Genomic DNA, 11,627 nt, shown 5'->3' with positions numbered 1-11,627 from the left:
TCTGAATTTCTTTCTCTTGCAACAAATCCCCCAGTTGGCGCTAAAGCGCCTATTTTCATACTTTATTTGACCTGCTTCTCTTGCATAGGTCTCTTAACGCTTTTCCTATGCTTTTTTCAATCTCCCATAGATAACCTGTCGCTTATATTTTGGCGCAAACACGATATGATACTTACAATTCCAACTTGTATGTGCTAAGCTTCTCTTATCCATATGGATACCTCCTTGATATTTTATTGCCGATAACACAATAATTTTATCATAGGAGGTTCTTTTTTTACTTGAAGCTAAAGCTTTTTATTCCTACCACCAGCATAGCTGGTGGTTTATTCATGCTAAAGCGAACAAGCAAAAAAAGTGCCGATTTTCATCGGCACTTTAAATCAGTCGTTGGAATAAGGCAGCAATGCCATCGCACGAGCGCGTTTAATAGCGACCGTAACGGCACGTTGGTGCTTGGCACAATTGCCGGTAATGCGACGCGGTAAAATTTTGCCGCGTTCCGTCATGTATTTTTTCAGACGGTTGCTGTCTTTGTAGTCGATGTGATCGACTTTATCGACGCAAAAATTGCAGACTTTCTTTCTGGAACGTCTGCCGCGTTCTCGTCTTGCCATTAGAATCTCCTTCCCGGATTAAAAAGGCAGGTCGTCATCGTCAAAGGTGACTTCCTCACCGAAACCGCCTTGCGGCGCAGCCGGACGCTGGGGTGCAGAAAAATTGTCCTGCGAAGCGCCTTGACTGAAGCCGTCCTCCTGCTGAGCACGACCGCCACCACCTAAAAATTCCACGCTATTGGCCTGGACTTCAGCGATCCGACGACGAATGCCGTTGTTATCCTCATAACTGCGAATTTGCAGTGCGCCTTCAACGGCCACTTGGCGACCTTTACTCATAAATTTCGCCACGTTTTCTGCCGTTTTGCGCCACACCACAACATCAATGAAATCGGCTTCTCGCTCACCACTCTGGTTTGTATAGGGTCTGTCCACTGCCAGTCTAAAATTACATACAGGAATACCGCTTTGTGTATACCGTAATTCGGGGTCTGCTACTAGGCGACCGATCAGAATGATTTTATTCATGGAGAATCCTTTCTTAAGTCAGACTATTCGCCGACACGGGTCACCAGATGACGCAGGAGACGTTCGTCGATCTTCATCAAACGATCCACTTCGTTCACTGCGGCACTGTCACCGTTAAACTTAATCAAGACATAGACACCATCGGTGTATTTTTTGTCAATGACATAAGCCAAACGACGTTTGCCCCACTTGTCAACGGCGGTAACTTCAGCACCGTGATCGGTCAGTACTTTACTGTAGCGATCAATCACTTCTTGCGTACCTTCTTCAGGAATTTCCGTTTTGACAATAAACAGCAATTCGTATTCGCGCATTTTGCACCTCCTCCCCCCGGACTAACGGCTCTGCATCAATATTTACAGAGCAGGGATTACAATCACAAATTATACCACAGTTCTCAGCCGACAGCAAGGCTTATGACCTGTTTTTTCACGATATTTTAAGCGCTTATCATTTTAAATTCATGATGACCACACCGCAAATCGCCAAAGCAATGCCTAGGGCCTTCATCGGCGTCAGGCTTTCCTGAAACAGTAAGATGCCCGCTGTAACTGAGAGAACATTAACAATAGCGGTAGAAAAAGGTAGGATGAATCCAAGGTCATTATTGACCACCAGACTGGTCCAGAGTAAAAAACTCACGCCATACATACAAAGCGCAACCAGCATGGTGACATTAATGTGTAGGTTAAACGATCCGTTTTCCAAAGCAAAAACAATGCCTTCACGGCTGAATTTCATCAGTAATAATCCACTCATCGTAAAAAATATATACGCGATAAAAATACCCATACTGGCTCCTTTCGATCTCATTGTCCCTCCAATTCACTATTCTTTTCCGGTTGCCACAAGGTCATCATAGCAAGCCCTATAAACGGACACAACAGCGCTTGATACCAGATATAGCGATAATCTTGCGCTGGCATTGTCAAAAATACGACAATAAAATTTCCCAGCCAAGGCAGATGCAGCGGTAAGCTCCGCCGTTGCACACGCATCGCAAATGCCAACATCAGTATCAACAGGGCCAAATACATGCCACCCCGCCAAAAGAAAATATCCGGCAAGGCATGATTACTGCTAACCGCTGCTACTTCGGAAATAATTTTGAATTTGTCGTTTTCATCGCGGACAATGCCATAGATCTTAGTCACGTCCGGCTCAATGGCCAGTGTATAGCGATTATCATAGCTCAGCGGGTCGGGTGCAACGCTCCACGTCAACAGTCCTAAATTAAATCGGTCCCCCAAGATAACGCCTGGCGATTGCTGAAGCGCCTGCACGTACCAGCTAATCGAGTCACTTGTACTGATAAGTGATAGTTTTTGAATAAACAAGCGGATATTTTTAATATAAATATCCGAAAAATAAGGATCGTAATGCGCCTTCCATTCTTCCGGTGAGGCAATTCTTTCCATTGTTTTTTGTGCTTTCGGCGCCAATTTTTCATTATCACCAGCTTCGTACATGGCGCCCAACCCTTGATAAATCGGACGCAACTTCATACCGGCCGGATTCGGATCGGCATCCAGAGCTTTCGGCAGTGGTACCGTCACGATAAACACGGTCAGCAAACAAAGGACGATGGCAAGGCAACCACGCCATTTTTTTGCGTTTTCAAGTCGAAGAATATCATAAAGGGCGTAGAGTATACAAAAAATAAAGGCCAAAACACCGTTATACCGAAATAATACGATAATCAGCATGCAAAAGAAAAATTTACACGACCCCGCCCCTGTTGCAAAGTAATCATTTACAGTGCGCATACGATAAAGAATCAGCACGGCCCATAACAAGCCAATGGTAAAAGGAATATCTTTCCATAAACTCATCAGGTTAATCCCAATGTGAGGTGAAACTGCCAATCCACCGAGAACAATATAAAGCACTATAGGTCGCAGTCGATTTTTCATCAATTCTCCAGCAAAAGCTGTTGTAACGATACAATAAAAGAAAATGTGAAAAGCCGCTTGCGCCGCCAAGGTATGGGTTAAACCGAAAAGGCCTTTTAAAAACAAGGTATGCGCAATCGGGTGCCAAGTGGTGTAGCGAATGCTGCCATCTATCTGCTGTAACTGATTAAAGGTATCATAAGACATGCTTCCCGGCATTAACGCTTGAAAATAATACCCCAAAATGATAACTTGCATCACAAACAAAATCGCCATATGCGGCAGACAATGAGACGATGCCTGTTTTGAGCAGAGCAGCACCGGCAATCTTGTCATCAATAGGAAAGCATCTGACACTGTTTTTAAAACCGGTAAAAACAGCACTGTAATTATTGGCCAATGAACTAGGGTCATGTGCAAACCGGCATCATTGTACAAGACCGATTTTCCAAAAAAGCAAAAAGTAATTAGGACAGAGGACGTAATCAGTAGCAGCAGCGTTCCCGGGTGCCAAAATGCCTTAAAACGCCATTGGTCGCAAAAACTATAAGCACCGGTACAAGTGCACCATACAGCCACCAGTATACCCAATTTACAAAATAAATCAGCTGATAAATAATTGAAGTAATATGCAGCAAGACATAGGGACATCCATTCAGTGCCCCACAAAAAAAGCATCAACAAGACACGTTTTTGAGAAACGGACGCTTTGGTGCTAAATTTTTGTGTCATCACGCAATGCCTCCTCTGATGTTCGGCGGCGCAATTCATATTCTAAGAGCGCTGTTTCTTGAATCAAACGGACGGTTTCTTGCCGCAATTTGCTCATCGTTGCATAGCTGAAAAATACCACAATACTCAAAAAAATAAACGCGCAAAAAAACAGGGCATTCATCGAATTAATAACACCAAGCACTCTCGCCACTTGATCAATTAATGGCGGAAAGATTGCCAACACCCCGGTAATAACCAAGCAAAATAGCCAAGGGAAAGTAATATGCAGCATAATTTTCCCCCGTCGCACCGCTTCACCGAAAAACACCAACGTAATCACACAAACTAAAATGATGATTAACCGTAATTGCAATTCCATAAGCTGTCCTTCCTAGCCTTTAGGCTTCATCGCATCAATTAAAATTGCCAATGAGACTTTCAGCATATAATAAAGAGATCGTACTGGCGTGATTGACGAACGACCTTCTTGCCGAGTCCTCATGGTGACAGGCACTTCAATAATGCGATAGTGGTGTCGGATTAGTGAAGCCAACGTTTCCGGCTCCGGATAATCACTCGGATAATAAACACAAAAATCATCGATCACACGTCGATTCACCATTCGTAAGCCGGACGTGACATCAAAAATTTTACGTTTGTGTATACAAGCAATCAAGCCGGATAAAAAATGAATACCCGCTTGCCGCAGCCGCGTCGACTGAAAACCTTCTTTCTCAATAAAACGCGAACCAATAACAACATCGGCTTGTTCTTCAATCATTTTTTCCGCCATTTTCGTCAGATAACGTGCATCATGCTGGCCATCCCCGTCAAATTGCACGGCAATATCATAATTGTATTTTTTAGCGAAAAAGTAGCCTGTCTGTACAGCGCCACCTATACCTAAGTTTTTTACCAAATGTACTGTACGATATCCTTCGGTCTCACAGAGAGAACGGGTATCATCTGTGGAACAGTCATTGATAACAACATAATCAAAAGTCGGCGCATAACGTTGGATATCTATAATAACCGATGCCAGATTATGCCTTTCGTTGTAAGCAGGGATGATAATCAATTTCTTTAGCGTTTCCACACAAGCCTCTCCTCGCATTGAGCTTCACTTTGATTTTACAAAAGGTCATTGTCATCAGACAGATTCCCCCCTTTAGTTTCTCAAATATAGCACAATATGTTCTAGAATGTCTATCTTTAAATATCTAACCTTAATGCTTAATGATTTTCGGAAACGCATAAAAAACAGCCGCCCGATAGAATCGAACGGCTGCACTTTTACACGCGATGACGCATGAGCATGTCTTCCCGCAATTGCCAGAGGTCATAGGTAAAGTCCACATAATATTTATGCGGATTTTCAAAGCGAGTGACTTCTTCCCAAAGGGTATCCATTTTTTCAGCACAATATTGGCGGATGTCATCGACGTCAGGGCGTTGGTAAACGAGCTTGCCTTTTTCAAAGATGGGCACTTGCAGGCGTTCTGCCCGGAAATTATTCACCACCTTGCGTTTCCAAATGGCTTTGGGGTCAAAGAGGGTAAAGGGCTCATCTTCGGAAATTTGCTCATCTGCTAAAGAGATGACATCGGCAATGGCTTTGCCGCTGTCCCGGTCAAAGAGACGCCAGGGGCACTTGAAGCCGGGGGTTGTGATTTTATCAATGTTTTCACTGATTTTGATGCGCGGCTGCAGATTGCCTTCGTCATCGGCAACGGCAACCATCTTATAGACGCCACCGAAGACCGGGTCGCTTTTGGCGGTGATCAACCGCTCGCCTACCCCGAAGGAATCCAGTTTGGCCCCTTGCTGGAAGAGGTCCCGGATGATGTATTCGTCCAGGCCGCCGGAGGCAACAACGGCGCAATCCTTATAGCCGGCATCGTCAAGCATTTGACGCACGCGCTTGGAGAGGTAGGCGATGTCCCCGGAATCAATGCGGACCCCTTTAGGCCGGTAGCCCCTCGGCACAACACATTCATCAAAAACGCGGATGGCATTGGGCACACCGCTCTGCAACACGTCATAGGTATCCACCAAGAGGGTGCAGTCTTGCGGGTACACTTCCGCATAGGCTTTAAAGGCCTCATATTCAGAGCCGAACAATTGAACCCAGCTGTGGGCCATGGTCCCCAGGGCCGGAATCCCCATGGTGCGATCGGTCAGGGTATTAGCCGATCCGACAACGCCGGCAATGTAGGCAGCGCGGGCGCCATAATTGGCGGCATCAGCGCCTTGGGCACGCCGGGAGCCGAATTCCATCACGGCCCGGCCCTGGGCAGCGCGAACAATCCGGTTGGCCTTGGTGGCAATAAGGCATTGGTGGTTTAACAGGAGGAGGGTCATGGTTTCAAGCATTTGCGCCTGAATCACCGGACCGCGTACGGTCACCAGGGGCTCGCCGGGGAATACGGGCGTCCCTTCAGGAATGGCCCAAACATCGCAGGCAAATTCAAAATTGGCCAAATAATCCAGGAAGGCTTCATCAAATAGTTTTCGGCTGCGCAGGTAGGCAATGTCTCCTTCGGTAAAGTGCAGGTCTTCCATATAGGCAATGACCTGTTCCAGGCCGGCCATGATGGCAAAACCGCCCTTATCCGGCAGAACTCTGAAGTAGGCGTCAAAGACGGCTTCCCGATCCTTTAGCCCGTTCATAAAATATCCGTTGCCCATCGTTAATTCATAAAAATCCATCAAGAGGGTGAGGTTCCGTTCGTCCATTTGTATCTCCTTTTTATAGCCAAATGTCGAAAGGAGCCGTATGAAAGAGGGCTTGCGCATCGTAGCGGTATTCCTGCTCCATAACAGACAGTCCGGCATCGGCATCACTGGTCCGAATTAATTTGTGGTTGATATGTGCGATAAACGTGCTGCGCAAAAGCTCTTCGCCGAGAACCGCTTCAAAGACGTATTGTAAGTCTTGCAGTTGAAAAACCGGCGGCAGCATCTGAAAGGGCAGGTCCGTCCGGTAGAGTTTGTCGCGCAAGGCGCTGATGCCGGCAGCGATTAATTCGGCATGGTCAAAGGCCAGGTTGGGAACATCTGCCGTCTGCCGACGCTGCCACCGCCCCTGTCCATCCTGTTCAATAAGGATTTCAGCGCGAATGGTTTCCTCGCCGGCCCTGAGCACCAGGGGCCCTATGAACCGGTCACCCTCGGCAGTAAGTTTGAAATCCAGGTCGAACCACTGGGCTTCGGCGGCGTCATCAGCAGCCCGGGGCCTTTGAACCGCCCCGTGGGGCAAAATGGCCAGGTGGCTGGTGGTGATTACCCGCGTACGCGGATCGCGTTCAGGGCGGCTGTAGGTCGCACACTGGCCGTAGTAGCGGGCTTCAAGCCCGGTTTCCTCGGCCAATTCACGGGCAGCGCAGGCGGCCAAGCTTTCATCCGGGTCGCAGAAGCCGCCGGGTAAGGCCCAGCCACCGGCGTAAGGCGGCCGCTTGCGACGGATCAATAACATTTGTAATTTCCGCGGCCCCTTGTCAGGGCTCAGGCGGAAAAGCAAGGTGTCTGCACTGACAGAAGGCCGGTCGTATGCAGACGCATCGTAGCCTTTAAGAAAGGTCCGGTCTTGTTCACTTAATTGCATAAGCGCCTCAAATCCACTTGTCCAGGTCTTCCGCCGGGGACAATTCCCAGCCGTCAAAGATGCCGACATAATTTTCCATCACATCAAAACAGTCATAGGTTTTTTCCGTAATGGTGGCATAAGACAGGTCATGATGGGCCATAATGCGCAGGCCCAGGCTCATGGGCTCTAATGACTCCACATACATATGGTCATCGACAATTTCAAAGCCCATCAACTGAAACTGAGCGGCGGCTTGCGCACGCGCAGCACCATCCTGAAAATAGAAGTAATAGCTCACCGCATAGGTGGCCTCCAGGTCCAATCCGGCCGCCTCCAGGTTGGCCAACATGTGGCGGTTGCGAATGTGCATCATATCCACTTCTGCCGGATAGAGGGAATTGAAAAAGAAGCGCCAGGGACCGTCTTTTTCGCTCATAAAGTTAAATTCATAGTCCTCATGTTTGGCCGCCAAGCTGCCCACAATGGGCGGCAGGTAGTTTTCATCCTGGCCATAGAAGTACATCATCCGCGTACCGGCATAGGTTACCGATCCGACAAAACGTGCATGTCCTTCCGTTTCCATGGTTTCTATAATTTCCGCTTCCAAGCCGAGAAGGGCATCGCGTTCATGGGCTTGATAAAAGCCGTCGTCGCCCGGGTCGAGGATTTCCACCTGGATGCCGAGCAGCCAAAAATAAGCCGGCACCGGTGCGACGTCCCGCAGGCCCAGGTCTACTTGAATCAGCGCATTGTAGTCGTCCACTTGCGTCACGTACAGCTCATACTGCCGAGGATTGTCCATCAGTTTATCGTGGCGCTGGAGTTGGTCCTCTCCGGTGGAAAAAGTGATCATATCCTTAACGTCTTGCTTATCTTTATGTTCGTTCATAGGCACTCCTTATAATTTGTCGTTATGAAACGATTATAACGCACAGCTCTCCAGGCGTCAAAAAAATACGGCTTCCAAGGCCTTCTTTATTCGGCTAAAAGGGCCCGGCTGATCCTTCTGAAAAAAGCGGCAGCCGTCGGCACAGACCTCTCCATTGACAAATCTCACGCGTAAACCCTATACTTAACAAAAGACGCCACAAGGCATCCGAAACGAGGAGGATTCTATGAGTAAGCCAACCTTCTACATTACGACCCCAATTTATTACCCCAGTGCCAAATTGCACATTGGGCATGCCTACAGCACCACCATGGCTGACACCATGCGCCGTTACAAGGACATGCAAGGCTATGATACCTATTTCCTGACCGGCTCCGATGAGCACGGTATGAAAATCCAGCGCGCCGCAGAAGCATCCGGTATGACGCCACAGGCTTATGTGGATGACATCGTCTCCGGCATCCAAAAGCTCTGGCAGCGGCTGATGATTTCCAATGACCAATTTATTCGCACCACCATGCCCTTTCACCATAAAGCGGTGCAGAAATTTTTCCAAAAGGTTTACGATCAAGGCGATATCTACCTTTCCAGTTACGAGGGCCATTATTGCACCTCCTGTGAAACCTTTTTCACAGAAACACAGGTCGGCGAAGACAAGACCTGCCCGGACTGCGGCAAACCGACCGAATGGCTGGAGGAAGAAAGCTATTTCTTTAAAATGAGCAAATACGCCGACCGTTGGCTCGAGTACATTGACGCCCATCCAGAATTTATCCAGCCGGAAACTCGCCGCAATGAAATGATCAGCTTTGTCAAACAAGGGCTGGAAGACCTCTGCATTTCACGCACCAGCTTTGACTGGGGCATTAAGGTGCCGATGAACGACAAGCACGTGGTCTATGTCTGGTTCGACGCCCTGCTCAACTATATTTCCGCCCTAGGCTGGGGAACAGATGACGAATCCCTCTATGAAAAGTTCTGGCCGGCGGATGTGCACATGGTCGGCAAAGACATTGCCCGCTTCCATACCATCATTTGGCCGATTATGCTGATGGCGGCAGACTTGCCCATTCCCAAGCATGTCTATGCCCACGGCTGGCTCTTGGTCGGTGGCGGCAAGATGAGCAAATCCAAGGGCAATGTGGTCGATCCGAATGAACTCTTGGATAAATACGGGGTAGACGCCATCCGCTACTTCCTCCTGCGTGAGGTCAGTTTCGGCCAGGACGGCAACTACAGCGAAGAGGCCCTCTTGCGCCGCATCAATACTGACTTGGCCAATGATTACGGCAATTTGGTCAGCCGCACCGTGGCCATGATTGACAAGTACTTTGACGGCCTGCTGCCGGCCCCGTCGGATAAGGTCGCCGCACCGGATGATGACTTACGCCACTTGGCCGCCGATACGCCTGACCAGGCAGCCAAGCACCTGGATGTCCTTCAGTTCCCGCTGGCACTGGAAAGCATTTGGCAATTGATCCGTCGCGCCAACAAATACATTGACGAAACCAGCCCCTGGGTCCTTGCCAAAGATCCAGATCAGCGCGACCGGTTGGCCACCGTCCTCTACAATCTGTACGAATCCATCCGGATTATCACCACCCTGCTCAAGCCCTTTATGCCCGCCTTGCCGGGACGCTGCAGTGAGCAGTTGAATTATGACTTCAGCGATGCCCTCTGGGCAGACGCAGCTGTTTGGGGCAAAGCCCAAGCCGGGACCAAGGTCCATAAGGGAGAGGCCCTCTTCCCCCGCATTGACCCGAAAAGCTTGGAATTGCCTGCGGATAAAGAAGCCGGTGCAACCGCAGAACCGGCAGCGACCGGCAAGCCGGCAATCGCTTATGACGATTTTGCCAAATTGGACTTACGCTTGGCAAAGGTCTTGGCCTGTGAACCGGTTGAAAAGGCGGACCGTCTTCTGAAGTTCCGCTTGGACATTGGCGATGAGGAGCGCACGGTGGTCTCCGGCATCCGCTCTGCCTACACCGACCCGTCTGACCTGGTGGGCAAGCAGGTCATTTTAGTGGCCAACCTGGCCCCGCGAAAAATTCGCGGCATTGAAAGTCACGGGATGCTCTTAACCGCCGCCAGTGAGGACGACGCTGTTTTGGAACTCTTGCAAGTCCATAAAGAAATGCCGGCCGGATCGGAGATTTCCTGATGGCTCAATTATTCGACTCACACGCCCACCTTTTAGATGAAGCCTTTGCCCCGGATTTTGAAGAGGTCATGGCCCGTACCCGTCAAGCTTGCGGCGCCGTTATGAACATCGGCTGTGAAGGCCTTGACGACATCCAAGGCGCTGTGCAGCTGGCAGAAAGGGTTGACACTGTTTTTGCCGCCGTTGCCCTTCATCCGGCGAATGAACCGGACCGCAGCGATGCCCTGATGACGAAAATTTGCGACCTGGCCCACCACCCTCAAGTGCGAGCCATCGGCGAAACAGGTCTGGATTATTACTGGATGACGGCATCAAAAGAGGCTCAGAAAGCCCTTTTGAAAGAGCACATTGACCTGGCCAAGGCCGTTCAGAAGCCGCTCATCATCCACGACCGAGACGCCCACCGGGATACCATGGACACCCTCTGGGCAAACGATGCCCAAGCGGTGGGCGGCGTATTTCACGCTTTCAGCGGATCGCTGGAAATGATGGAAGAATTGCTGGCCCATCATTTTTACATCGGCATCGGCGGTGTGGTCACCTTTAAAAACGCCAAAACCATTAAGCGGGTAGCACAAGCCGTCCCCTTGGACCGCCTCTTAATTGAAACCGACTGCCCCTACCTCACGCCCACCCCCTTCCGGGGTAAGCGCAATGAGCCCGCCTATACCCAATATGTGGCTGAAGAAATTGCCCGCTTGCGAGACATCCCAACAGAAACGGTGATTGACGCCGCCTGGGAAAACGCCTGCCGCCTCTTCCGCCTGGATCCAAGCGACTTGACGATACTAACCTGATAATCCAAGAGCCCCTGACGACAGGGACTTTGAATCAAAAACAAGCACAGATAAGCATATAAAAAATAGAAGTCTCCCTATTCAGGAAGGCTTCTATTTTTTATGTACCCGCAGGTGACCGCTTGGGAGAGGTCTATATGTTGGCGCCTTATGGGCTCGTGCTCGCCATACCCCTGACGGCAGGGACTTCTACTCAAAAATAGGTCTAGCCAAGGCAACTAAAAAAACGCCAGGACGGATGTCCTGACGTTTTCTTATGTACCCGGCAATGACCGCTTGAGAGTGGTCTACATGTTAGCGCCTTATGGGCTCGTGCCCGCCATACCCCTGACGGCAAGTACTTCTACCCAAAAATAGGCACAGACAGATGTATAAAGGAATAGCCCCCTCTGTTGAGGGGGCTACTCCTTTATGTACCCGGCAATGACCTATTTTCACAGGAAAAGTCTACCTGCTATCGTCGGCGCTGAAAGGCTTAACTTCTGTGTTCGAGATGGGTACAG

Annotated in this window: 12 protein-coding genes, 1 rRNA gene and 1 pseudogene; 2 read left to right on the top strand and 12 right to left on the bottom strand. The window is 49.3% G+C overall.

Going from position 1 to position 11,627, the window contains the following annotated elements:
* Window positions 1-76: 76 nt before the first annotated feature.
* The 11 genes and pseudogenes from BLQ16_RS09365 to BLQ16_RS09315 form a co-directional block, all read right to left on the bottom strand.
* Window positions 77-213: pseudogene (locus tag BLQ16_RS09365) on the bottom strand (transposase); the annotation flags it as partial.
* A gap of 170 nt (window positions 214-383) precedes the next feature.
* The gene (rpsR, locus tag BLQ16_RS09360) at window positions 384-617 is read right to left on the bottom strand and encodes a 30S ribosomal protein S18 (protein WP_091792459.1); all 234 of its coding nucleotides are present in this window, start codon (window positions 615-617) and stop codon (window positions 384-386) included.
* 18 nt (window positions 618-635) lie between these two features.
* Window positions 636-1,085, bottom strand: a complete 450-nt coding sequence (locus BLQ16_RS09355; protein WP_091792458.1) for a single-stranded DNA-binding protein — start codon at window positions 1,083-1,085, stop codon at window positions 636-638.
* Window positions 1,086-1,108: 23 nt separating this feature from the next.
* Window positions 1,109-1,399: a 30S ribosomal protein S6 gene (gene rpsF / locus BLQ16_RS09350; RefSeq protein ID WP_091792457.1), complete on the bottom strand. Its 291-nt coding sequence runs from the start codon at window positions 1,397-1,399 to the stop codon at window positions 1,109-1,111.
* A gap of 136 nt (window positions 1,400-1,535) precedes the next feature.
* Window positions 1,536-1,877: a DMT family transporter gene (locus BLQ16_RS09345; RefSeq protein WP_091792456.1), complete on the bottom strand. Its 342-nt coding sequence runs from the start codon at window positions 1,875-1,877 to the stop codon at window positions 1,536-1,538.
* Window positions 1,878-1,894: 17 nt separating this feature from the next.
* Window positions 1,895-3,712: a hypothetical protein gene (locus BLQ16_RS09340; protein ID WP_144019698.1), complete on the bottom strand. Its 1,818-nt coding sequence runs from the start codon at window positions 3,710-3,712 to the stop codon at window positions 1,895-1,897.
* Window positions 3,693-4,070: a DUF2304 domain-containing protein gene (locus tag BLQ16_RS09335; protein ID WP_091792454.1), complete on the bottom strand. Its 378-nt coding sequence runs from the start codon at window positions 4,068-4,070 to the stop codon at window positions 3,693-3,695. The genes BLQ16_RS09340 and BLQ16_RS09335 overlap by 20 nt, the downstream gene beginning before the upstream one ends.
* Window positions 4,071-4,082: 12 nt before the next feature.
* Window positions 4,083-4,787 carry a glycosyltransferase family 2 protein gene (locus tag BLQ16_RS09330; RefSeq protein WP_242868993.1) on the bottom strand — a complete coding sequence of 235 codons (705 nt, stop codon included), beginning with the start codon at window positions 4,785-4,787 and terminating at the stop codon, window positions 4,083-4,085.
* A 197-nt stretch (window positions 4,788-4,984) separates the two neighbouring features.
* Window positions 4,985-6,427, bottom strand: a complete 1,443-nt coding sequence (locus BLQ16_RS09325) for a nicotinate phosphoribosyltransferase (RefSeq protein ID WP_091792452.1) — start codon at window positions 6,425-6,427, stop codon at window positions 4,985-4,987.
* Window positions 6,428-6,440: 13 nt separating this feature from the next.
* Window positions 6,441-7,295, bottom strand: coding sequence for an NUDIX domain-containing protein (locus BLQ16_RS09320; RefSeq protein ID WP_159428077.1), 855 nt, complete (start codon window positions 7,293-7,295; stop codon window positions 6,441-6,443).
* A gap of 7 nt (window positions 7,296-7,302) precedes the next feature.
* Window positions 7,303-8,166, bottom strand: a complete 864-nt coding sequence (locus BLQ16_RS09315) for a DUF695 domain-containing protein (RefSeq protein ID WP_091792450.1) — start codon at window positions 8,164-8,166, stop codon at window positions 7,303-7,305.
* Between the two features lie 226 nt (window positions 8,167-8,392).
* Between BLQ16_RS09315 and metG the strand changes: the two genes are divergently transcribed.
* A complete protein-coding gene (gene metG / locus BLQ16_RS09310) occupies window positions 8,393-10,327 on the top strand; it encodes a methionine--tRNA ligase (RefSeq protein ID WP_091792449.1) in 1,935 nt (644 codons plus the stop codon).
* Window positions 10,327-11,124, top strand: a complete 798-nt coding sequence (locus BLQ16_RS09305; RefSeq protein ID WP_091792448.1) for a TatD family hydrolase — start codon at window positions 10,327-10,329, stop codon at window positions 11,122-11,124. Before metG ends, BLQ16_RS09305 begins: the two co-directional genes overlap by 1 nt.
* A gap of 415 nt (window positions 11,125-11,539) precedes the next feature.
* Here the strand turns inward: BLQ16_RS09305 and rrf are convergent.
* Window positions 11,540-11,627, bottom strand: a 5S ribosomal RNA gene (rrf, locus tag BLQ16_RS09300); the annotation flags it as partial.

Source organism: Peptococcus niger, from assembly GCF_900101835.1.
Classification (GTDB): domain Bacteria; phylum Bacillota; class Peptococcia; order Peptococcales; family Peptococcaceae; genus Peptococcus; species Peptococcus niger.
Note: the sequence above shows the minus strand (reverse complement) of the source record. Positions and strands in the feature narration are given on the sequence as shown.